This window comes from Saccharomonospora sp. (assembly GCF_027317685.1).
In the GTDB taxonomy this organism is placed as follows: Bacteria; Actinomycetota; Actinomycetes; order Mycobacteriales; family Pseudonocardiaceae; genus Saccharomonospora.
On record NZ_DAHVQP010000133.1, the window covers coordinates 1 to 22,184 of the forward strand.

The 22,184-nt window shown below is 66.5% G+C and carries 21 protein-coding genes and 2 pseudogenes; 11 read left to right on the forward strand and 12 right to left on the reverse strand.

The window, feature by feature from the left end; translation table 11 throughout:
* From M7H19_RS15975 to M7H19_RS15985, 3 genes and pseudogenes are all read left to right on the forward strand, one after another.
* Nucleotides 1–129: pseudogene (locus tag M7H19_RS15975) on the forward strand (IS5/IS1182 family transposase); the annotation flags it as partial.
* Nucleotides 130–865: 736 nt separating this feature from the next.
* A pseudogene (locus M7H19_RS15980) lies at nucleotides 866–1,147 on the forward strand (3-methyladenine DNA glycosylase); the annotation flags it as partial.
* Nucleotides 1,148–1,251: 104 nt separating this feature from the next.
* Complete coding sequence (locus tag M7H19_RS15985) at nucleotides 1,252–1,938, forward strand: substrate-binding domain-containing protein (RefSeq protein WP_298182217.1); 687 nt, start codon at nucleotides 1,252–1,254, stop codon at nucleotides 1,936–1,938.
* Nucleotides 1,939–1,970: 32 nt separating this feature from the next.
* On the opposite strand, the gene M7H19_RS15990 is transcribed toward M7H19_RS15985, so the two are convergent.
* On the reverse strand, nucleotides 1,971–2,537 hold the full coding sequence (locus tag M7H19_RS15990) for a MerR family transcriptional regulator (protein ID WP_298182267.1): 567 nt from the start codon (nucleotides 2,535–2,537) through the stop codon (nucleotides 1,971–1,973).
* A gap of 321 nt (nucleotides 2,538–2,858) precedes the next feature.
* Here M7H19_RS15990 and M7H19_RS15995 point away from each other — a divergent pair, with 321 nt between their 5' ends.
* Nucleotides 2,859–3,413, forward strand: a complete 555-nt coding sequence (locus M7H19_RS15995; protein WP_298182268.1) for a TetR family transcriptional regulator — start codon at nucleotides 2,859–2,861, stop codon at nucleotides 3,411–3,413.
* Nucleotides 3,414–3,446: 33 nt separating this feature from the next.
* Here the strand turns inward: M7H19_RS15995 and M7H19_RS16000 are convergent, their stop codons facing one another.
* The 10 genes from M7H19_RS16000 to M7H19_RS16045 all read right to left on the reverse strand — a co-directional run bounded on the left by M7H19_RS16000 (nucleotide 3,447) and on the right by M7H19_RS16045 (nucleotide 14,163).
* Nucleotides 3,447–3,920: a bifunctional nuclease family protein gene (locus tag M7H19_RS16000; RefSeq protein WP_298182219.1), complete on the reverse strand. Its 474-nt coding sequence runs from the start codon at nucleotides 3,918–3,920 to the stop codon at nucleotides 3,447–3,449.
* Between the two features lie 248 nt (nucleotides 3,921–4,168).
* On the reverse strand, nucleotides 4,169–4,945 hold the full coding sequence (locus tag M7H19_RS16005; protein ID WP_298182222.1) for a MerR family transcriptional regulator: 777 nt from the start codon (nucleotides 4,943–4,945) through the stop codon (nucleotides 4,169–4,171).
* On the reverse strand, nucleotides 4,942–5,406 hold the full coding sequence (gene garA / locus M7H19_RS16010) for a glycogen accumulation regulator GarA (protein WP_298182225.1): 465 nt from the start codon (nucleotides 5,404–5,406) through the stop codon (nucleotides 4,942–4,944). The genes M7H19_RS16005 and garA overlap by 4 nt, the downstream gene beginning before the upstream one ends.
* Before the next feature lie 254 nt (nucleotides 5,407–5,660).
* Nucleotides 5,661–6,281 carry a CDP-alcohol phosphatidyltransferase family protein gene (locus tag M7H19_RS16015; protein WP_298182228.1) on the reverse strand — a complete coding sequence of 207 codons (621 nt, stop codon included), beginning with the start codon at nucleotides 6,279–6,281 and terminating at the stop codon, nucleotides 5,661–5,663.
* 572 nt (nucleotides 6,282–6,853) lie between these two features.
* The gene (locus M7H19_RS16020; protein ID WP_298182230.1) at nucleotides 6,854–8,599 is read right to left on the reverse strand and encodes an AMP-binding protein; all 1,746 of its coding nucleotides are present in this window, start codon (nucleotides 8,597–8,599) and stop codon (nucleotides 6,854–6,856) included.
* Between the two features lie 10 nt (nucleotides 8,600–8,609).
* The gene (locus tag M7H19_RS16025; RefSeq protein WP_298182232.1) at nucleotides 8,610–9,473 is read right to left on the reverse strand and encodes a crotonase/enoyl-CoA hydratase family protein; all 864 of its coding nucleotides are present in this window, start codon (nucleotides 9,471–9,473) and stop codon (nucleotides 8,610–8,612) included.
* A 68-nt stretch (nucleotides 9,474–9,541) separates the two neighbouring features.
* Complete coding sequence (gene cobA / locus M7H19_RS16030; RefSeq protein WP_298182234.1) at nucleotides 9,542–10,774, reverse strand: uroporphyrinogen-III C-methyltransferase; 1,233 nt, start codon at nucleotides 10,772–10,774, stop codon at nucleotides 9,542–9,544.
* A gap of 76 nt (nucleotides 10,775–10,850) precedes the next feature.
* Nucleotides 10,851–11,258 carry an ankyrin repeat domain-containing protein gene (locus M7H19_RS16035; protein WP_298182236.1) on the reverse strand — a complete coding sequence of 136 codons (408 nt, stop codon included), beginning with the start codon at nucleotides 11,256–11,258 and terminating at the stop codon, nucleotides 10,851–10,853.
* A gap of 59 nt (nucleotides 11,259–11,317) precedes the next feature.
* On the reverse strand, nucleotides 11,318–12,769 hold the full coding sequence (locus tag M7H19_RS16040) for an aminotransferase class V-fold PLP-dependent enzyme (RefSeq protein WP_298182238.1): 1,452 nt from the start codon (nucleotides 12,767–12,769) through the stop codon (nucleotides 11,318–11,320).
* Nucleotides 12,766–14,163, reverse strand: a complete 1,398-nt coding sequence (locus M7H19_RS16045; RefSeq protein ID WP_298182240.1) for an MFS transporter — start codon at nucleotides 14,161–14,163, stop codon at nucleotides 12,766–12,768. The genes M7H19_RS16040 and M7H19_RS16045 overlap by 4 nt, the downstream gene beginning before the upstream one ends.
* An 88-nt stretch (nucleotides 14,164–14,251) precedes the next feature.
* Here M7H19_RS16045 and M7H19_RS16050 point away from each other — a divergent pair, with 88 nt between their 5' ends.
* Together M7H19_RS16050 and M7H19_RS16055 are read left to right on the forward strand one after the other, a co-directional pair.
* Nucleotides 14,252–14,530, forward strand: a complete 279-nt coding sequence (locus M7H19_RS16050) for a hypothetical protein (protein ID WP_298182242.1) — start codon at nucleotides 14,252–14,254, stop codon at nucleotides 14,528–14,530.
* 50 nt (nucleotides 14,531–14,580) lie between these two features.
* Complete coding sequence (locus M7H19_RS16055) at nucleotides 14,581–15,189, forward strand: TetR family transcriptional regulator (protein WP_298182244.1); 609 nt, start codon at nucleotides 14,581–14,583, stop codon at nucleotides 15,187–15,189.
* 110 nt (nucleotides 15,190–15,299) lie between these two features.
* Here the strand turns inward: M7H19_RS16055 and xylA are convergent, their stop codons facing one another.
* Nucleotides 15,300–16,469: a xylose isomerase gene (xylA, locus tag M7H19_RS16060; RefSeq protein ID WP_298182270.1), complete on the reverse strand. Its 1,170-nt coding sequence runs from the start codon at nucleotides 16,467–16,469 to the stop codon at nucleotides 15,300–15,302.
* Between the two features lie 103 nt (nucleotides 16,470–16,572).
* Here xylA and M7H19_RS16065 point away from each other — a divergent pair, with 103 nt between their 5' ends.
* The 5 genes from M7H19_RS16065 to M7H19_RS16085 all read left to right on the forward strand — a co-directional run bounded on the left by M7H19_RS16065 (nucleotide 16,573) and on the right by M7H19_RS16085 (nucleotide 22,169).
* The gene (locus M7H19_RS16065; protein WP_298182246.1) at nucleotides 16,573–17,796 is read left to right on the forward strand and encodes an ROK family transcriptional regulator; all 1,224 of its coding nucleotides are present in this window, start codon (nucleotides 16,573–16,575) and stop codon (nucleotides 17,794–17,796) included.
* Nucleotides 17,797–17,877: 81 nt separating this feature from the next.
* Nucleotides 17,878–18,921 (forward strand): Gfo/Idh/MocA family oxidoreductase, encoded by a 1,044-nt coding sequence (locus M7H19_RS16070; RefSeq protein ID WP_298182248.1) that lies wholly within the window; start codon nucleotides 17,878–17,880, stop codon nucleotides 18,919–18,921.
* Nucleotides 18,922–18,981: 60 nt separating this feature from the next.
* Complete coding sequence (locus tag M7H19_RS16075; RefSeq protein ID WP_298182250.1) at nucleotides 18,982–20,016, forward strand: iron-siderophore ABC transporter substrate-binding protein; 1,035 nt, start codon at nucleotides 18,982–18,984, stop codon at nucleotides 20,014–20,016.
* A gap of 268 nt (nucleotides 20,017–20,284) precedes the next feature.
* Entirely contained in the window at nucleotides 20,285–21,496 is a 1,212-nt protein-coding gene (locus M7H19_RS16080; protein WP_298182252.1) for a cytochrome P450, read from the forward strand.
* A gap of 22 nt (nucleotides 21,497–21,518) precedes the next feature.
* Nucleotides 21,519–22,169: a TetR/AcrR family transcriptional regulator gene (locus M7H19_RS16085; protein ID WP_298182254.1), complete on the forward strand. Its 651-nt coding sequence runs from the start codon at nucleotides 21,519–21,521 to the stop codon at nucleotides 22,167–22,169.
* Nucleotides 22,170–22,184 lie beyond the last annotated feature (15 nt).

Here is a 22,184-nt window from a genome sequence, read left to right on the forward strand (position 1 = left end):
GAACGATGTATCGCGTGGCTGTTCGGATACCGACGATTGACCATACGCTACGAGCGCTACGCCAACCACTTCTGCGCCTTCCTCACTCTCGCCGCAGCCCTCACCTGCTTCAAGAAACTCGCGAAATGAGACATGCTCTTACGGCCTGCCGTCTCGGCCACCGAGTAGTGATCGACGTTGGCTAGGTGTTCTGTATGCCGCCGCTGCCGCACCCCTAGCTAGGCAGTCCCGAACGGGTTTCCGCTGTGCGCTCCCGGCTCACGGCTTGTGTTTGCGCTTAGGGCTTAGCCCTTAGCCTTAGTTCTCATTCGCTTACACAAACATGAATACTCTTCATATTCACAGCCGCTAGTAAGAAGTCGACCAAATGAGACGGTAATCACAAGCTGTGTCGACTACCAAAGCTAAGCCGTTGAAAACGGAAGCACCCGGCCCACCACTAGGACCGGGTGCCTCGGTTGCAGCTACTCGCCTAGCCGATTGCTTAGCGCAGTCACAGCAGCCTTACGAGTGGTGAACACGTCACCCGAGTCCCAACGGGCGAACCTGTCACCCTCGCGACGCTCGCAAGCCCACCAGCGTCGCCGACCGAAACGGCCGTCGCGCCACGGCCGGACATTGCCAACCAGGCCGACTAGTTGGCCGTCGTCATACACGAAGTAGGACGTGTACCCGAAAATGTCGCCTTCTCGACGCTTCAACTTCACGACGCTTCCTCTCCTCGACTGCTCTCACCCGAGGGGCACCCGTTGCACGCTCGGACGGCTGACGCCATCCCGACGTGGCCGCGCGTGACCGGTACGCCCCTAGGCCGGCGTTCCGGCCTGCTCCGCTTCCCAGCGGTGCCGCTGTAGGTTGCAGCCGTTTGGATCTGTACAAGGCCGCGTACAAGCTCGGTCCGTTCGTACCGTCGGAGCTGCTCGGTGACTGCTTCGAGCTCGCCGCCGACATCCGGGAACTGGACATGCGAGCCAGTCCGTACGACCTGTCGGAGTACGGCTACTCCCCCGTGCCCGTCGAAACAGCCGAGGGTCGCGCCGCCTACATGCGAAAGCAGACGGAGTTCTCACAGCGTGCCGCGCCCCTGCGGGAAAGACTCATCCAGCATTGCCGCATACTGCTGGAGCTCCACGATCGCGTGAAGTAGCGACACTTCTCGTCGAGATCACAGCACGATCACAACTCTCCCCTGATAGAGTGATCACGTTTTGATATCTTCCACGAAGAGTAGCTAACGGGGGGACATGCGCGATGGGTCGACGACACAGAGGCCGTCATCGCGTCGGGCGACACTACGTCACCGGCACCACGACCTCTGCGGCCAACACCGGCACCCACCGGGCGATCGGCAAGCGTCGGGGCATCGCGGCATGGCCGATCGCCTGTGTGATCCTGCTCGGCCTGCTCGTCGCAGGATGGTTCGGTTGGAACTGGGCCGACGGCGTCTTGGAAAGCCGAGCCGCCGCGCAGGCGGCTGACTGCAAACAAGGCGACACCACTATCCGGGTCACCGTCGATCCCGCGCTGGAGAAGCCGGTGACGACCGCTGCCTCTCGCTGGAACCACGCTCGCACCGTCGTCCGTGAACACTGCGTCCACGTCGACGTCCACACGGCTTCACCGGACGACGTCTACGCCGTTCTCACAGGGAAGGCGGAGCCCACCACGATCGGTGGTTCACCGACGGCATGGCTGCCCGATTCCACGCAATGGCTCGACAAACTCGCACAGAACCGCCCCGATCTCGTGGGCTCCTCCGGGCTGCCCCTCGCCTCCGGACCTCACGACAACTACCCGTTCCTCGTCATCTCAGGTGACGACGTGGACGGCACCCAGCAACATGCAGCCCAGTCATTTCAGAAGTATCTACTCAAACCCGAACAGCAGGATCAGTTCCGTAAGGCCGGACTGACACCGGCCCGCGAGGCTCACGACTGACGCCGCTTCCCGCGACAAGGGATATCGACCACTCAGCCAGTGCGACGTGTTTTCCGGCGTTCGGAGAGCTCGTCCGGAACACTGGACTCGATCTGAGCGCCGTCAGCGCGTTCGGCCGGGAATTCGTGGAGAGTGCCGCTGATTTCCTGCATGGCGTTACTCACAGCGATACCGAACACGCCCTGCCCGCCCTGGAGCAGATCAACGATCTCCTCCGGGGATGTGCACTCATACACCGTTGCCCCGTCCGAGAACAGTGTCACCCGCGCGAGATCACGCACCCCGCGAGCTCGGAGGTGTTCGACAGCCACGCGAATGTTCTGTAGTGACACCCCGGTATCGAGGAGCCGCTTCACAATCTTGAGAACCAGAAGGTCCTTGAACGAATACAACCGCTGAGAACCTGAACCATGGGCAGCGCGAATACTGGGAGCTACCAGTTTGGTACGCGCCCAATAATCCAGCTGCCGGTAGGTGATCCCGGCGATCTGGCAGGCAGCAGGACCACGGTAGCCAACCAGTTCGTCAGGCAGCGAGGAATCGGGGAACAACTCCCCTTGCTCACCACCGACAGCCCTCATCGGCCCCTCGTCGACCACCATGCCTCCTCTCGCCCGGCGTGACGCCGGCAGCGAAACAAGACCACCGGTTCCGGAGCGGAACCGACTGATTACGACAATCCCGTCACCGGGAACCGCTTTACCAGCGTAATCACATTGGAGCGATTCACGTCCTTTTGACGGTAAGCCTGTCCGCCGGACCGGTCAACGCGACGCGCGGACAGAGAGCTCCCCAGGTTGACGAGCATCGGACTGGACCGTTTTACTCGATCTAGTTAAAGTTTACCCACGCAAGTAAATGACGATTTCGCCGCGGGCGCCGGACTCACCCCTACGGAAGCAGCACGCCGGGCACAGATCATCGACGCGACGATCGACGTCATCGCGGAACTGGGCTACAGCCGGACTTCCTTCGCCCGCATCATCGACAAGGCGGGACTCAGCAGCACCCGCATGATCTCGTATCACTTCGAGAGCAAGAGCGAACTGATCATGGTTACCCTCATGGCGCTCATCGACCACCACGACCGATTCGTCGATGAGCGAACGGAACCCACCGAAGACAGGGCCGCCTTGCTGCAGTCCTTCCTCCGGGCGGAGATCTCCTACCTCGCTACGCACCCGCGGCACGGACGAGCGCTTGCGGAGATCGCAACCCACGCCGGAAATGAAGACGGCTCGCCGATGTTCGAGCTAGTCGCCCACGACCTGCGCCTCGGACGCCTCACGCGGCAACTCACACAAGGACAGCGAGAAGGACGGTTCGCGGACTTCGATGCCGAGATCATGGCTCGAACGATTCAGCACGCATTGGAGGAATTGGCCCAGCAGCTGGCTGATGACCCGAACCTAGACTTGCAGCACTACGCCGACGAGATCATCAGGCTGTTCACCCGAGCCACCGGTGCGGTCTGACGACACCTGACGACATCGGTCAGGTGTCATCGATCAGGTGTCGGCGCCCCTGAAATCCTCCGGGGAGACGGAGTCGAGGAACTCCCGAAACTTCTCGACTTCGTCCTCCTGCTCGTCGGGGATGATCAGCCCAGCCTCTTCCAACACCGAGTCCTCGGCATGGATGGGCACCCCTGCCCGCAGCGCGAGAGCCACCGAGTCGCTCGGCCGCGCCGAAACTCGGACGTCACCGTCGAACACCAGCTCCGCGAAGAACGTGCCTTCGCTCAAGTCGGTGATGACGACCTGTTGAAGCTCCCGGCCCAACGCGCCGATGATGTCCTTGAGCAGATCATGGGTCAACGGCCGAGCCGGTCGAACGCCTTGCTGCTCCAGTGCGATGGCTGTCGCCTCCACAGAGCCGATCCAGATCGGCAGGTACCTCTCACCGTCGGTTTCCCGCAGCAGCAAGATTGGCTGATTCGCGGGCAACTCGACCCGGACGCCGACGACGCGCATCTCGCTCATCGGGCTTCGCCTCCCTCTCCTGCGCGCGGGCCGCAACGCTGTCACGAGGACTCAGCATCGACTTTACTCGACGCTACCCCTCGTTCGGGCGCTGTGCTCGTCGCGAAAACTTATTGTCCCTTACGGCTCTTCGCGAACCATCCATCTACGGTACGACATTCGAGGGGCCGGTTGACCCGTCGACTTGAAGCGCCGACGACACGACATGTCGGCAGGTGCTCGTCACTCGGTCCGTCACTCGTCCGAGTCTACCCGCCGGTCACCCCACGAATCCCAGTTTTGACGAGCAACGTGTGCAAAGTGACCGACAAAGCCGCCAACTCTCTCCCGAGTTCGTCGGCCCTCGCCTTGGCGTCGGCGCCCCGCTGTCGATACACCGGGGCGATGATCTGCTCCACAAGCCCGACCTCGCGGTCCGCCGACGCGCGGAAGGCCCTCAGATGGCGAGGTTCGATCCCGTAGTCGCTCATCTTCCTCACGGTGCGGGCGATACGCACCGCATCGGTGTCGTAGAATCCCGCCGCGGTCGGCTTCACGAGACCGTACTGGCGCAACTCGTTCAGCATGGGCTCGTCGATCCCCGACTCGCGGAGCAGGTCGTCCTCCGTGACCCGAGCCTCGGACTCGGGGTCGGGCACGAACTCCGCGGGCCCGGGTAACCCCGCCATCGAGCCGTCCTCGGTAGAGGACTCGATCGCCACCAGTTTGCGCGGCGGTCGGGGAACGGCCGGGACCGTGCCGTCCCCGCCGTTGCCACCTCCGCGATCGGCCGCATCGAGCTGTTTTTTGATGACTTTGAGCGGCAGATAGTGGTCCCGCTGCGCCGAGAGGACGAACCGGAGCCGCTCGACATCGGCAGGACCGAACTGTCGGTAACCGGACGGTGTGCGGGCAGGCCGGACGAGCCCCTCGGATTCGAGAAAGCGGATCTTGGAGATCGTCACGTCGGGGAAGTCGGGGCGTAGCTGTGCCAGCACGGCCCCGATACTCAATCCCTCGCGCTGTGGCCGCCCGGCAGCCGTCACCGTACCCCCTGACCCCCGTACCCGGGACCGGTCAGGAAAACGAGGCGGAACTTGCCGATCTGCACCTCGTCGCCGCCACTCAGAATGGCTTGATCAACCGGCTCGCGGTTCACATAGGTGCCGTTGAGGCTGCCCACGTCGATCACCACGAACTCGCCGCCCTCACGCCGGAACTCGGCGTGACGACGGGACACGGTGACGTCGTCGAGGAAGATGTCACTGTCCGGGTGGCGGCCCGCGCTCGTCGTGTCACGGTCGAGCAGGAATCGAGAGCCCGCGTTCGGCCCCCTCTTGACCACCAGCAGTGCGGAACCCGCCGGCAATGCGTCGACGCCGGCGTCCTGCGGCTCCACCGCGGGCGCCTCCCGGCCCTCTGCCTCCGACAGAAAGTCGGCCCGGAAAACGGAGGTCCGCTCCGGAGACTGCTCCGGGGGAACGCCGGGCCCGTCGTTCGTGCTCACCGCAAGCTCTCCTTACGCACTGAAGTATTCGTCATTGTGAACGTGGTGCAGTCAACGTACCGTGCCGGAGCCGTCCGTAACGCCGGGGCTCCCGGATCAATTGTTGATCACACACCGGGACACCTCGGCACCGAGGTACCCGTCGGGCGTAACTCTCGGAAGCCGGCACGTGACGCTCCTTTCACCCTCGCCACCATGATCCGCCCTACGTGGTCCCCAGCACAATGCCTGGGGCGAACCGAACACACGCACGGTCAGGCGGCGCGCTCCGTGGAACTTCGAGTCACGGCCCTGACGATCTGCCACACGTACAAAGCACCGGACCACAGGTAGAGCACCGCGCCCCACACCGTGAAGGCGTAGGCGAACGGGCGAGCGATCTCGGCGAATGTCGACATGCCCTCCGCGACCAGCATGAGAGGCAGTGCGTACATGAGGGTGAACGTCGCCGCCTTGCCCACGTAGAGCACCTCGGGAGGGGCGAAACCGTAGCGGCGCAGCACCAGCAATCCCGCTCCCACCACGAGCTCACGGCCGACCAGTACGGCCACGATCCACCACGGCACGATGTCCCGCAGCAGGAAGGCTAGCAACGCAGCCGCGAGGTAGAGCCGATCCGCCGCCGGATCGAGCGTCTGTCCGAGCTTCGTCGTCTGATTGAGCAGCCTGGCGAGTTTGCCGTCGAGCCAGTCCGTGACGCCGCTGAAGACGAGCAGCGCGAACGCCCAACCGTCTTCCTGCGGACCGAGCAGCAACCACAGGAACACCGGGACACCTGCGAGCCGCAGGATCGACAGCAGGTTCGGCACGGTCATGAGTTGGCGCGCCAACGACAGGTCACCGTCGGAGGTCTCGGCCGAGCGGGCTTTCGTCACCCGCTCACCGTATCGAGAGAACCGGCCGCTCCGATCAGGAGGAGCGCCGATAGCTCCAGCCCTGTCTCCGGAGTTCTTCGCCCGTCAGCTCCCGGGGACGGCCGTGGCTGTCCGTGCCCATCCACCGTGGTCGCCCCGAACCGCTTTCCAGGACGTACGCCCTGCCTCGGCTCCACACGACGGTGCAGGGTGTCGTGGGCGGCGCCGGCGGGATGTCCCCCGAAGACACCGGGTTCGTCAGATTCGTCGGGTCCGTCGGAGCCACCGAAGACACCGAAGACACCGGAGAGGTCGGCGACACGGCTTCCGTCACGGGCGCCACGGGCGTGACGGGCGTGACGGACAAAGCCTCGGTTCGACTGTCGTGCTCGGTACTACTCATCGCGCCCCGCGTTCGCTCGGTTCCGGCCCCTGGAGGGATAGCCTTGTGAGCCCGGCCTCACACTTTCCCGCGAGATCCGGATCACATACCCCATCGACACGGTGACGCGATTCGTTACCGATTCGTTGGCGAACCGCGCCGCCGTATCGCCGGTTTTCCGTCCGGAACTTCGATCACGCAGAAGCCGCCGTCAGGACTTCAGTGAGGGGAAGTCCTCCTCCCGGAACTCGCCCTCGACACGCGCACCGTCCTGGGCGTTCTCCTCGTTTCGCAACTCGACCCTGCGGATCTTGCCGGAAATGGTTTTCGGCAGGTCGGCGAACTGAAGTCGGCGGATCCTCTTGTACGGGGCGAGGTGCTTGCGGCAGAACGCGAGGATGTCCTCGGCCGTCGCCGCGGTGGGCTCGTACCCGTTCGCGAGCACCACGTACGCCTTGGGCACGGCGAGTCGGATGGGATCGGGCGCGGGGACGACGGCGGCCTCGGCCACGGCCTCGTGTTCGAGTAGGACGCTTTCCAGCTCGAACGGCGAGATCCGGTAGTCGGAGGCCTTGAACACGTCATCCATGCGGCCCACGTAGGTGATGTAGCCGTCGTCGTCGACACTGCCGACGTCACCGGTGTGGTAGTAACCGCCCGCGAACGCCTCCTCGGTGCGCTCGTCGTCGCCCTCGTAGCCCGTCATGAGTCCCACGGGGCAGGACGAGAGATCGAGGCAGATCTCCCCCTCACTGGACGGCCGGCCCGTGACCGGGTCGAGCAGTGTGACCGTGAATCCGGGCAGAGCCCGCCCCATGGAACCGGGCTTGAGGGGCTGGCCCGGGGTGTTGGCGATCTGCACGCTGCTCTCGGTCTGACCGAATCCGTCGCGGATCGTCACCCCCCACGCCTTGCGTACCTGCTCGATGACCTCCGGGTTCAGCGGTTCGCCCGCTCCGACGACCTTGCGCGGTGGAGTGCGCAACGTGGTCAGATCGGCCTGGATGAGCATGCGCCACACCGTGGGCGGGGCGCAGAAACTCGTGATCCCACACCGGTCGAGCTGACCCATCAGCGCGACCGGATCGAATCGCGAGTAGTTGTACAGAAACACCGTGGCCTCGGCGTTCCACGGCGCGAAGACGTTGCTCCACGCGTGTTTGGCCCAACCGGGCGAGGAGATGTTGAGGTGCACGTCGCCCGGTTCGAGCCCGATCCAGTACATCGTGGACAGGTGACCGACGGGGTACGACACGTGAGTGTGCTGCACCAGCTTCGGCCGGGCCGTGGTGCCGGAGGTGAAGTACAGCAACAACGGATCGTCGGCACGGGTGGGCCCGTCCGGAGTGAACGTCGCCTCGGCCGAGTAGGCGTCGGCGAACGACTCCCAACCGGTTAAGCGCTCACCCACCGCGATGCGCGTGTACTCCCCCGGGACGTCGGCGAACTTCTCGACGTCGACGTCCCGCACCACGACATGGCTCGCCCGGCCGCGTTCGACACGATCCCGCAGATCCGCTGAGCCGAGCAGAGTGGACGCCGGGATGAGCACCGCCCCGAGCTTGCAACAGGCGAGGATCGTCTCCCACAGCTCCACCTGGTTGCCGAGCATCAGGATCAGCCGATCGCCACGTCGCACGCCGTGCTCGCGCAACCAGTTCGCCACCTGGTTCGAGCGGCGCGACAGCTCGGGGAACGTCCAACGGTTCTCCGAACCGTCCTCCTCGATGATCCACAGGGCGGGCCGCTCGGCGTTGTGTTCCTCCGCGGCGATCCGGTCGAACCAGTCGAGCGCCCAGTTGAACTCGGTGAACTTCGGCCACGTGAACTTCGCGCGAGCCGTCCGGTAGTCCTCCCGGTGTTCCAGCAACAGATCCCGGGCTTCCCGGAATCGCCGGTACGCCTCCGTGGAACCGCTGGTGGCGTCGACGCCGACACCGCCAGTCCCTACGTTCACTTCCGCCTCCTCACTCGCCCCGGAACTCGGGGTCACGACGCTGCAGGAATGCTTGCACCGCCTCGTTCAGGTCGTGGCTGGGCAGGAACGCCGCGTTCCACGTCGCGACGTACCTCAACCCGGCCTCGACCTGCTGCTCGGTGTTGACGGAGAGTACGTCCTTCACGCCCTGCACCACCAGGGGTGGATTCGCCGCGATGTCGCGGGCCATGCGTCGCGCCGCCTCCAGAGTGGCGTCACGGTCGGGGTGGACGTCGTTGACGAGGCCGATCTTCTCGGCGCGCGCGGCGTCGATGTCGCGTCCGGTGAAAGCGAGTTCGCGCAGATGTCCCTCACCGATGATCGAGGCGAGACGCTGCAGACTGCCCATGTCGGCGACGATGGCCACCCGCACCTCGCGCACACTGAACTTCGCGTCGGTGCTGGCCAGCCGGATATCGGCAGCCGAGATCAGGTCGACCCCTCCCCCGATGCACCATCCGGACACGGCGGCGATCACCGGCTTACGCGTCCTGGCCACGGCGTTGATCGCGTCCTGCATGCGGCGGACCTCGTCGAGGAATTCCCTACGTGGGCGGGCCAGCGCGTCACCAGTCAGGTACTCGCCCCACGACGGCAGCATCGCGGGCAGGTCGAGGCCGTAGGAGAAGTGCTTGCCGCTACCCGTGAGCACGATCGCCCTGACGTCGGGATCACGGTCGAGTTCGCCGAACACGATCGGCAGTTCCCGCCAGAAATCCGGCCCCATCGCGTTGCCTTTGCCCGGACCGAGCAAAGTCACCTCGGCGACGCCTTCGGCGCGTTCCACGCGTAGGGCCACGAGTTCGTTCGACGAGGTGTTCTCGGGGTCGGTGTTCGTTTCGCTGCCACTCATGAGTGTCATCCTCGCCCACAACGGGCCCGAGAGGACAGTGTCGTCGGAGACTGAGAGCGACGTCGCGTTCACCCGCGCGTGGCGGCGGTCCGCTCGGCGAGTCCGGCGACCGGTCCGATCACGGTGACGGCCGGCGGGCGTATGCCGGCGTCGGCCGCTGCGTCGGCGATGTCGGCCAACGGCGCACGTACCACCCGCTGGGTGCGCAGAGTGCCCTCCTGGATCACAGCGACCGGCGTGTCGCCCGGGCGGCCCGCCTCGATCAGCGTGTCGGCGAACAGTCCGATGTGCTCCACACCCATCAGCAGCACCACGGTGCCCCGGAGCCTGCCGAGCGCCTCCCAGTCCACGAGCGACCGTTCGTCGCCCGGCGGGACGTGCCCCGAGACGACGACGACCTCGTGTGCCACACCACGGTGGGTCACCGGCACCTCCGCCGCCGCGGGAACGGAGAAAGCACTGGTCACCCCCGGGACCACCGTGACGGGCACACCTGCCTCCGCGCAGGCCAGCACCTCCTCGAACCCTCGACCGAAGAGGTACGGATCACCGCCCTTGAGTCGCACCACGAACCGGCCCGCGCGGGCGTGCTCGACCAACGCGCTGTTGATGGCCTCCTGCGCGGCGGCCCGGCCGTACGGGATCTTCGCCGCGTCGATGACCTCGACGTGGTCGGCGAGTTCGTCGAGCAGCTCCCGAGGCGCGAGCCGGTCGACCACCACGACGTCGGCGCGGGCGAGTAGGCGGCGGCCACGCACGGTGATGAGTTCCGGGTCGCCGGGGCCACCGCCGACGAGCGCCACGCCTTCGACGGTGGGCTTGTCCGCGCCCACGTCGGACACCGAGCCCGAACTCAGGGCGTCGAGCACAGCGTCGCGCACCGCCGCAGAACGACGCGGAACCCCTCCGGAGAGCACTCCGACCAGCAAACCGTCGTGATACCCCGTGGCCGGGGTGACCGCGGTGCCACGCGCTCCCGCGTCAGCCCGAACACAGAAGATCCTGGCGCGCTCGGCGTCGGCGCAGACAGCGGCGTTGACGCTCGCGTCGTCGGTGCACGCCAGGACGTACCACGCTCCGTCGAGATCTCCAGCGCGGTACAGCCTCGGATGCCAGACCAGTTCTCCCGAATCGGCCAGCGCCTGCACCGAGGGTGTCGTGTGGGGAGCGACGAGCTCCACCGCCGCCCCCGCGGAGAGCAGACGAGGCAGACGTCGTTGCGCGACGGTGCCCCCGCCCACGACGACGACTCTGCGTCCTGCCAGCTGAAGGCCTGCCAGATAATGCTGGTCCTGCGGCATGCCGTTCAGCATGTCGCCCTGCCGGTGACGGCGGTGACCGCAGTGGCCGGGGTCTCAGTTCGACCGTGCCGCCGTCTCAGCCACCGGGACGCAGAAGGGTGAGCATCTCTTCGTTGCCGAACATGCGCGCCGTGTCCAGGGCCGACGGCTGTCCGAGTTCGGGGTCCGCACCGCCGTCGAGCAACACCTTCACGACCTCGGGCTCGTCCTTGAACACGGCCCCGGCTACCGGGCTCTGACCGCGGTCGTTGAGCCGGTTCGGGTCCGCACCACGTTCCAACAGAGACCGCACGGTGTCGGCATGGCCGTGATAGGCCGCCAGCATCACCAACGTGTCACCCTTGTCGTTGGTCAGGTTGGCGGGGATGCCCGCATCGACGTAGGCGGCGAGTGTCTCGGTCTGTCCCTGCCTGGCGAATTCGAACACTCGCGCCCACAGTTCGAGCAGTTCCGGGTCGGGTTCCTGTGAGGCGCTCTCGGTCATGTCCTCAGCCTGCCACTCGGACACCGAACCGGCCGTCCGACGGGCTTCCCCGGCTCCGGTCACGGCGACGGGGTCGGCCGGTAGAGCAGACCGAGGAACTCCAACAACACGCGTTCACGCAACCGGGCGGGCGCGGCGTCGAGCAGCGCGTTGATCGGCGCCATACGACGCGGCAAGCCGGTGCCCGTCTCCTCCTCCGACGCCAACCCGGCTCCCGCGAGTAGGTCGGCGAACTGCTCCGAAGTGAGCCTGTCGGGGTCGAGGGTAAGGAGCAGCTCCCGCAGTGCCGGGTCCACGGACACGGGTCCCGCCTCACGAGCCGCCCGCACCGAGTCACCCAGGTCAGCGACGAACTCCCCCTCCGACCCCCGGTTGGCGGCCGTCACGGTCAGGTGCAGGTTCACCGGCGAGTGCCCGTGCGCGAACTGCGGCTGCACGTACCAACCTCGGTCACGCATCTCGTCGGCCACGGTGAACAAGTCGAAACCGACCTCCTCGGGCGCGCCCCGGGTGGCCACGGACAACAACGTGGACTCGGGCTCACCGAGAACGCGCAAGTCCTCGACCGATTCCACACCTCGTCGGATCTCCCGCACGGCGAAGAGCGTGTCCCGGGCCAGTCTCAGGTAGCCGTCGTCACCGAGGTGTGTCACGACAGCCCACGCCGCGGCGAGCGGACCACCCGAACGGGTGGACTGCAGCGTGGTGTTCAACATCGTGTAGCCGGGCCAGTCGGCACAACCGAAATAGTGTCCGTGGCGGGCTTCGGCGTTCGCGAACAACAACACCGACGTGCCCTTGGGGCAATAGGCGTACTTGTGCAGGTCCACCGAGACACTCGTGACACCCTCGACCGAGAAGTCGAAGGCTGCCCCCTCGACCCCGAGCCTGCGCAGGTACGGCAGTACCCAACCGCCGATACAGGCATCGACGTGCACCCGCACTCCCCGCGCGGCGGCCGCGGCCGCGATCTCGGGGATCGGGTCGACCACCCCGTGCGCGTACGAGGGCGCGCTGGCCACCACCAACACCGTGTCGTCGTCGATCGCCGACGCCATCGCGGCGGCATCGGCCCGAAAGGTGGCCGGGTCGACCTCCACCTCCATGAGCCGCAATCCGAAGTAGTGCGCGGCCTTGCGAAACGCCGCGTGCACGGTGGTGGGCACGACCAACGCCGGGTCGACGACGTCCGGGCGGCTCTGCCTGGCCGCGAGCACGGCCAACAGACACGACTCGGTACCACCCGAGGTGACGGTGCCGACCGTCTCACCGGTTCCGCCGAGCAACGCGGCGGCCTTGGCTACGAGGTCGTTCTCCATCCGCAACAGGCCGGGAAACGTGGTGGGGTCGAGCGCGTTCGCCGACGAGGCCAACGCGTGCGCCCGCGCCCCCAGTTCGTCCAGCTCGGCGAGGCCGCTGTCGTAGACGTAGGCGAGCGTACGACCGCCGTGGGTGGGGGCGTCGTCAGTGCGCAACGCGCGGATCCGGGCCAGGATGTCCTCGACACTCATGCACCCACCACCTGCTCGGTGCCCTCCTCGTCCCCACCGTCATCACCGTTCCCGGCACTCGTCGCGCCTTCTCCATGTCCACCGCCACGTCCACGCTCGGAACCGAAGAACGTGCGCCGCAACAGTGGCAGGCCGAGGAGCACCAACATAGCGGGCACGACCGAAAAACCGAACGTGATGGCCGAAACGGCGCTCTCCGGCTGCGCGGCCGCCGCGTCGGTACTGGACACGTAGCCGCCGAACGACAGCACCAGCCCGAACAAGCTCGGCCCCAGTGCGAGGCCCAACGCCTCGGCCGCCGTCCACACCCCCGCCGTGACCCCGGCCCTGGCCTCGCCCGTACGGTGTTCCTCCTCGGTGATCAGATCCGGTAGGAGCGCCAACGGGAACACCTGGATACCCGCATACCCCACCCCCGCGAGCGCGACGAGGACGAACACCGGTGCGGTCGGCAACATCCGCGCGAACGCCAGACCGAACAACGCCGCCGCGAGCGCCACCGTCGCGACCCGGAACCCGGTCAGCTTCCCGCCCGAACGTCCCACGCGGTCCCACAACGGCATCACCAGCAAGGCGGGCCCGACGAACCCGGCGAACAACAGCGGCTGGAGATCGGCGTCTCCCAGCACGTAGCGAGCGACGTAGCTGACTGCCGCAAGCAAGGTGGCCACACCGAGTGCCTGCACGAAGTACACGCCGAGCAACAGCCGGAACGAACGCCACCTTCGCATCGTGGACAGCAATTCCCGCCACGTGGGCGTGGGCTGTTTGGGCCGACCGACTCGCGCCCCGCGGATGCCCACGACCACCGCAACCGTGCCCAACACGATGAGCGCGGCCACAAACAGGCCCATGATGCGGTAGCCACCCACACCACCGACCCCGTTCGCGATGGCAGGGGCCACCGCACCGGAGGTCAGGATGGCCAGCGCCAACACGGCGATGCGCCACGTCGTCAACCGGGTCCGCTCGTGGTAGCCGTCGGTGAGTTCGGCGGGCAACGCGTTGAACGGCACCTGGAAGAACGCGAACGCGGTGGCGCACAGGAAGAACACCGCCACGACGTACGCGGAGTCGGCACCGACACCACCGAACCCGGGATGGGCGAACAGAGCGGCGAAAGTGACCGCGAGCGCGAGACCTCCGAGCACGAGCGACCGCACCCGGCTACCACGCCGCACCAGGTCCGCGTCGGACAATCGACCCGCCACCGGGTTGAACACGACGTCCCACGCCTTGGGCAGCAGCACGATGGCCCCGGCGGCCGCCGCCGGAACGGCCAACGTGTCGGTCAGGTAAGGCAACAGAAGCAGACCCGGCACGGTGCCGAACGCCCCGGTGACGAAAGAACCTAACGAATACCCCAGACGGGTTCGGGTGCCGAGTACGGACATGACCCTCCCGACGACAGTGATCGAATTCCGGCAATGGTCGCATCCGGTGGCGTCGTCCCGTCGCCGGGCCGCATCAATGAGTCAATCAATGAGTCGGTTGAATGGGAACCGTCGGCAAAAGGTCCGCTATGTCGGTATGGAGCCGAGCGAGTCTTTGGTCGAACGTGGCAAACCGACCGCCTCGGGTCCGGGCGAGCTGCGCGAGGTGGGAATCGGTGTCCTGACGATGCCCGAAGACACCGTTCATAACGACATCGCCGTAACCAACCGGTCCGCCTGCGCCGACCGAACGGACGGACGGAGCGCTTCCACACTCGACGGCGTATTCGACGGCGCCCTGGCGACACGGGAAGCGGGGTACCCGTGACTAGAATCGGCCAAATTGACAACAGCCATAGTCAATCATGGGAACGGACCATGACGGGTACGAATCGCACTTGGGCGGGCACCACACTGTCCGACCGCCGGGCCACACGTCGACGGCAGTTGCTCGAAGCGGGCCTGGAGCTGCTCGGCACATCGGGCCCCTCCGCCGTGAGCGTGCGCGCGGTGTGCCGACAGGCGAAACTGACCGAACGCTACTTCTACGAGAGCTTCACCGATCGCGACGAATTCGTCGTCGCCGTGTACGACCACGTCGCGGCCCTCGCCCACCAAGTGCTTGTCGACGCCGTCGACCTCGCGGGTGGGGGCGTCCGGGACCGTGCCGAGGCGGCAGTCTCGGTGTTCGTGACCCTGATCCTCGACGACCCGCGCAAAGGACGGGCGCTGTTGCTGGCGCCGCTCGCCGAGCCGGCACTGCGCCGCCTGGGCGCGCAACGACTGCCCATGTTCGCCGAGCTGGTACGCGAGCAACTGCCCGACCGGGTCGACGAGCAGGACCGCACCATGACGGCGACCGCCTTGGTGGGCGGGCTGGCCAACGTGTTCATCGCCTACCTCAACGGCACACTGGACGTTCCCCTCGACCGCCTCACCGCCCACTGTGTCCGGTTGGTACTCGGCGCCGACGCACTCCACTCGTGATGTCCCCATCGCGCTGCCCGGCGGCACGACGGGGATCCACACAGTCTGCGGACACGGCTACGTAACTTGCGGACACGGCTACGCAGACTGCGGACACGATGGCGGGGTCGTCAGGCCGCGCCCAGCAGATGTTCGAAGGCCAGTTGCGACAGCTGGGCGTAGGCGTAGCCACGAGTGGCCGCCGCTTCGGCGTCGAAGTCCTCAAACGCGGTGCGGTCGGCCTTGAGGTCGGACACCGTCTCCCCCTCAGCCAGCGTCGGCTGCGCCAGTTCCGGCACGCGTGAACGCTCCAGCGCCTCCTGCACCCGCGGATCGGCGCGGAACTTCCTCGCTCGCTCTCGCAACAGCAGATACGACCGCATGTTGGCCTCCGCGCTGGCCCATACGCCGTCGAGGTCCTCGGTACGCGGCGGCTTGTAGTCGAAGTGCCGGGGGCCGTCGTAGCCACCGTGTTCGAGCAGATCCACCAAGAAGAACGCCGAGAGCACGTCACCGTGCCCGAACACGAGGTCCTGGTCGTACCGGGGTCCATGCTGGCCGTTGAGGTCGATGTGGAACAACTTGCCCTGCCACAACGCCTGCCCGATGCCGTGCACGAAGTTCAGGCCCGCCATCTGCTCGTGCCCGACCTCGGGGTTGACACCCACCAACTCGTGGTGCTCCAGCGTGGAGATGAACGCCAGCGCGTGTCCGATGGTGGGCAGCAGGATGTCGCCGCGCGGCTCGTTCGGCTTCGGCTCCAGGGCCAGCTTCAGCCCGCACCCCTGCTCCACGACGTACTGCGCGAGCGTGTCGATGCCCTCCCGATAGCGGTCCATCGCGGCACGCACGTCCTTGGCCGCGTCCGTCTCACTGCCCTCGCGGCCGCCCCACAGCACATACGTCGTCGCCCCTAGCTCGGCCGCGAGGTCCATGTTGCGCATGACCTTGCGCAGCGCGAACCGGCGGATGTCCCGGTCGTTGCTGGTGAGCGCTCCGTCCTTGAACACCGGGTGGGTGAACAGGTTGGTGGTGGCCATCGGCACCACGAGCCCGGTCTCGTCGAGCGCCGCACGGAACCGACCGATCCGTTTCTCTCGCTCATCGTCGTCGCTGCCGAAGGGAACGAGGTCGTTGTCGTGGAAGGTCACTCCCCACGCCCCCAGCTCCGCCAGCCTGTGGACCGCCTCGACCGCGTCGAGCTCGGGCCGTGTCGCGTCACCGAACGGATCGGCCGCACGCCATCCCACGGTCCACAGGCCGAAACTGAACTTGTCCTCTGCCACGGGTTTACCGACCACGATGTCCTCCCGCACGACGGAATAGTTTGATCACTGAACTTATGTAGTGATCCGGGTGCTAGTCAAGAATTTGGTTCAACTGATGAACGATTACGATCGGGACGTGACCGAGACCGGCCCCGCGGACCAACACACCGTCCGCCGCCACAACTGCGCCCTGGTGCTGAGCACCATCGCCGCCTTCCCCGGGGTGTCGCGGGCAGGTGTCGCCGCGCACACCGGACTCACCAAAGCCACGGTGTCGAGCCTGGTCGACCGTCTCGTCACCACTTCCCTGGTGCGCGAAGAAGGACTCCAACACCGCAGGGGCCCGGGACGGCGCGGCACATCACTGTCCCTGTCCCCACACGGCCCCCATGGGCTCGGTGTCGAGATCGCCGTCGACTACATCACCACCTATCTGGTCAACTTGACCGGCGACGTGTGCGACGAACGGGTGCGCCGGGTCGACAACCGTGGCCGACCGGTCGACGAGGTACTCGCCCGGGTGGAGCGGGAGGCGAACGACGCCCTGGAACGGGCGCGACGGAACGGGATCACCGTCGGGGGTATCGGCGTCGCCGTCCCAGGCCTGGTGGAAGCGGCGAACGGCCTGGTGCGGACGGCACCGAACCTCGGCTGGCACGACGTCGACCTCACTTCCGAGTTGAGCCGTCGCGTGCCCGTGCCGTTCGGGGAACTGGTCGTCGGCAACGAGGCCGACCTCGCCGCCGTCGCCGAGCTTTCCGCCCTGCGGCACGGTGCCGACACAGCGCTTGACAGCTTCGTGTACGTCTCCGGCGAAATCGGCATCGGGGCAGGGATCGTGCTCGATGGAGAGCTGTTCCGCGGCACACACGGCTTCGGTGGCGAACTCGGCCACTTCCCCGTACAACCACGCGGCCCCCGGTGCTCCTGCGGGGCACGGGGCTGTCTCGAACGACTCGCGGGACAGGACGCCATCCTCGACCGCGCCCACGTCGAGGACGTGGACACGCTGCTCGACCGGCTCGACGAACACGACCGCGCGGCTCTTACGGCCGTGCGTTCCGCCGGGCGCGTCCTGGGAACAGCACTGTCCGGTGTGGTCAACCTGCTGGACATATCCACGATCGTGCTAGGGGGGACTTTCGCGCTCCTGCACCCGTGGTTGGTCGAGCCGTTGCGCACCGAACTCACGGGGCGGGTGGTCAGCACACCGTGGCGGGCGGTGGAAGTGCGCCGGTCGGTCGTGGGCGCCGAGGCCGCCGTCCGAGGTGCCGCCCTTTCCGCCCTGCGGACGATCCTCATCGATCCCGCTGCCTACATCTCCCGTCTCCCGGCCCGGCAAGCCCTGAGCTCGGGCTGATCCCGGGAGCCGGCCGGGCAGCTGCCGAAGCCGCCCGCCGGTACTACCCTGACAACGGTCCACAGTAGAAAGGCAGCCGCAATGGTCGGGTTGATTCGCACTGGCGTGATCGGGTTCGGGGTGTCCGGCAGAGTGTTCCACGCACCGTTTCTGGCGTGCGATCCCGCGTACTCGCTCGACGTGGTGGTCACCTCCGACGCCGACCGTGCCGCGCAGGCCCACGCGACCTATCCGGACGTCACGGTGGTGGACAGCGCCGACGAACTGTTCGCCCGTGCGGACGACCTCGACTTGGTGGTCATCGGCACCCCGCCGCAGACGCACGTCGAACTCGCGTCGCGGGCCCTCGACGCCGGTCTGCACGTCGTGGTGGACAAACCGTTCGCACCCACGAGCTCACAGGCCTCCGCGCTCATCGAACACGCCGACCGGGCGGGACGGCTGCTCACGGTGTTCCACAACCGCCGTTGGGACAGCGACTTCCGCACACTCCGCAGGCTCGTCGAGGAAGGACGACTGGGACAGGTGCACACGTTCGAGTCCCGGTTCGAGACGTGGAAGCCACGAGGGCCTCGCAGCTGGAAGGCCGACACTCCCATCGCCGACGGTGGCGGCATCCTGTTCGACCTCGGCACTCACCTGATCGACCAGGCGATCCAGTTGTTCGGCGAGGTCGAGCACGTCTGGGCGGATGCCGCTCGCCGCACTCCCGGTCTGGCGGCCGACGACGACACCCTCGTGGTCCTCAATCACCGCAGCGGCACTCGATCACAGCTGTTCATGTCGTCGTTGGCCGCGTTGCCGGGTCCGCGCTTTCACGTGCTGGGCTCGCGGGCCGCCTACACCAAATGGGGGTTCGATCCCCAGGAGACCGCCCTGCGAGCGGGCGCGTTGCCCACCGACGACGGCTACGGACACGAGCATTCGGAAGCATGGGGCGTACTCGGTGTCGCCGACGAAGCCCGGCGGGTGGAATCGGACCGAGGTTCCTACGACGAGTTCTACCGGGTGCTCGCCCGCGCCATCGCGGGTGAGGACGAGGTCCCCGTCGATCCGCGCGATGCCGTGGAGGTGCTCGCGGTCATCGAACAGGCTCACCGACTGTCCGAGGCCCGTCAGCTGTGACGACGATGTCCTGCTTCTCAGCCTTGACCGAGAAGGTTTGGTTAGGCAAACCTTATACATATGTCGGTCCTTCCCCGCCGCCACCGCCGGTCCGTCCTCGCCGTACTCACCGTGCTGACTCTGGTACTGACCGGTTGCTCTCCCAGCGGTGAATCACCGAACTCCACGAACGAACAGGCGGTGGAGGCAGAACCCGGCGCCCTGCCGGTGACCATCGAACACCGATTCGGTTCCACGACCATCACCGACCCTCCGCAGCGCGTGGTCAGCGTCGGATTCACCGACCACGACGCGTTGTTGGCTCTCGGCGTGACACCGGTCGCGACCACACGCTGGTTCGGCGACTACCCGGGCGCGATCGGACCCTGGGCACAAGAAGCCCTCGGCGACGATCCGGAGCCGGTGGTGCTCGACAATCAGAACGGCATCCGGTTCGAGCGGATCGCGGAACTGCAACCGGATCTCATCGTCGGGCTGTACTCGGAACTGAGCCGGGCCGACTACGACACCCTGTCGCAGATCGCGCCGACGATCGCTCCCCCACCGGGCCAACCGGACTACGGCATCCCGTGGCGAGATCTCACGACGACCGTGGGCGCGGCCGTCGGCAAACCCGCCGAGGCCCGTCGAATCGTCGCCGATGTCGATCGGCGACTGGAACAGGCCCGCGACGAACACCCCGAGTTCGACGGCGCCACCGCTTTGGTCGCCACCCTGTACGAGGGCTACTTCCTCTACGGAGGCGACGATCCCCGCTCCCGGCTGTTGACCGATCTCGGCTTCACCCTTCCCGCCGAACTCGACGAACTGGTCGGCGACCGGTTCGGGGCCGGTATCAGCAAAGAGCACGCGGATGTCCTCGACGCCGATGTCGTCGTATGGCTCACCGACGACGGCGGCGCGGAACTGTGGGAGGACGCCCTGTACGGCAAGCTGCGCCCGGCGAAGGAGAAACGCGAGGTCATCGTCGAGGAGAGCAGCGATTTCGGCACCGCGTTCTCCCAGGTGTCGGCGTTGAGTGTGCCGTACCTCCTCGACCAACTGATACCGCGGCTCCAGGCCGCCGTGGACGGTGATCCGTCGACCACCGGTTGACGAAGAAACGTCGGAACACCCCTGCCTTTCCCTCGCTGTCCCGTGTGTTCGCTCCCGGCGCCACTGTCTCGGCTGACCACGGCACGGGACGCGAGTTCTCTCGCGGACACGGTGCGCTCGGGAAGACGTCCGGCACCAGCTCCGAGACCAACTCTGCTCCCAGCTCAGCACCCGGCACCACGCGCAAATTAAGTCAGTCGCTTGACTTAGCAAGACAATGTGCGATTGACTTGCCGCACAACGCAGTCGCACGGAGAGGACGCACCCGGTGGCAGACGGTGAATCCGTATTGAACTATCCGATCCCCAACCCTGCCCCACTCGAACCGCCGGCGGAGTGGGACGACCTGCGTCGGAACTGTCCCGTCGCGAGAGTCCGGCTCCCCAGCGGCGACGAGGCGACCTTGGTCACCCGCTACGACGATGTGCGCCAAGTCCTTTCCGATCCACGCTTCACCCGAGAGCTCGACACGTCGTCGGGCGCCGCACGGATCGCGGCCAACGAGTCGGGTGGTGTGTTCAACAGCTCGATGGCCTCGACCCTTCCCCAGACCGGTGAGGGGCACCGGCGCTGGCGTCGCCGGCTCGGCAGGTGGTTCACCGCCAAGCGGATGGCCGCCCTGCGGCCCAGGATCGAGGAGATGTCCGACCGCCTCATCGACACGATGGTGGAACAGGGGTATCCCGCGGACCTCAAGGCGAGCCTCGGCTTCCCCTTGCCCGTATGGGTCATCTGCGACCTGCTCGGTGTCCCCGACTCCGACCGTGACCGGTTCGCCTACTGGTCGGACACGCTGCTCAACCTCACCAAGTACAGCCAGTCCGAAATCGACGCCGCGCAGGAGGAGTTCAACGAATACCTGAGCGGGCACGTCACCGCGAAGCGTTCCGCTCCCGGTGACGACCTGCTCAGCACGTTGATTACCGAAGAGTCCGAGGACCCCATGTCCGACACGGAACTGGTCGCCACGGCCAAGGCGCTACTCGTCGCCGGGCACGAGACCACCGCGAACATGATCGGCAAGATGGTCGGCATGCTGCTGGCCGACCGGCGGCGCTGGGAGAAGCTGTTGGAGGATCGCTCGCTGATCCGCACGGCCGTGGAGGAATCCCTGCGGTTCGACGCCAATCCCGGTTTCGGCATGCCTCGTTTCGTCAGCGAGGACATCGAACTCTCCGGCACCCGGGTGCCCAGCGGTACCACGGTGGTGTGCAGCATGGCGGCCGCCAACCGGGACGAGAACGCGTTCGACAACGCCGCCGAGATGGATCTCTCCCGCAGCCCCAACACGCACCTGGCCTTCGGGGTCGGCGCGCATTCGTGTCTTGGCCAGGCCCTGGCCCGCACCGAGCTGCAGGCCGTTCTGGACGTTCTGCTCCGCCGCCTGCCCACGCTCGAACTCGCGGTGGAGCCGACCGAACTGGAACGCATCGAAGGCCTGGCCGTGGGGGGTTTGCGTACCGTTCCCGTGCGTTGGTGACAATCGCGCCATGCCACGTGCCATGTCAGTGAGGACGGTCCGGAGCGACCGGTCCGACGCCACCCGCCGGCGCATCCTGGACACCGCCGAACGCCTGTTCGCCGAATACGGTGTGGCTTCGGTGTCCAACCGGCAGATCAGCGAAGCCGCCGGTCAGGGGAACAACACCGCTGTGGGATATCACTTCGGGACCAAGGTGCACCTCGTTCGCGCCATCGTGCGGCGCCACACCGACGACATCGAGCGGCGGCGACTGGACATGGTGGCCCGGACCCCGTCCTCACCCACCCCACGGGACTGGGTGATGTGCCTCGTGTGTCCGCTGGCCGATCACCTGGATTCCCTGGGGAGTCCCACGTGGTTCGCGCGGTTCAGCGCGCAGGTGATGACCGACCCGGCACTACGCGAAATCCTGTACGAGGAAACGCTGACCTCACCTTCTCTGCTCCACACACTCGACGGGTTACAGCAGTGTCTGCCCAACCTTCCGGTCGAGGTGCACCTGGAGCGGAGCGACATGACACGTCAGTTGATGGTGCACATGTTCGCCGAACGGGAACGGGCCCTCGCCGAAATGTCCACCACGCCACGAGCGAGCTGGCGCGCCACCGCGGAAGGGTTGGCCGACGCGATCGTGGGATTGTGGTCCGCGCCCGTCACGGCACGGCCCTAACCGCTGAAAAGACCT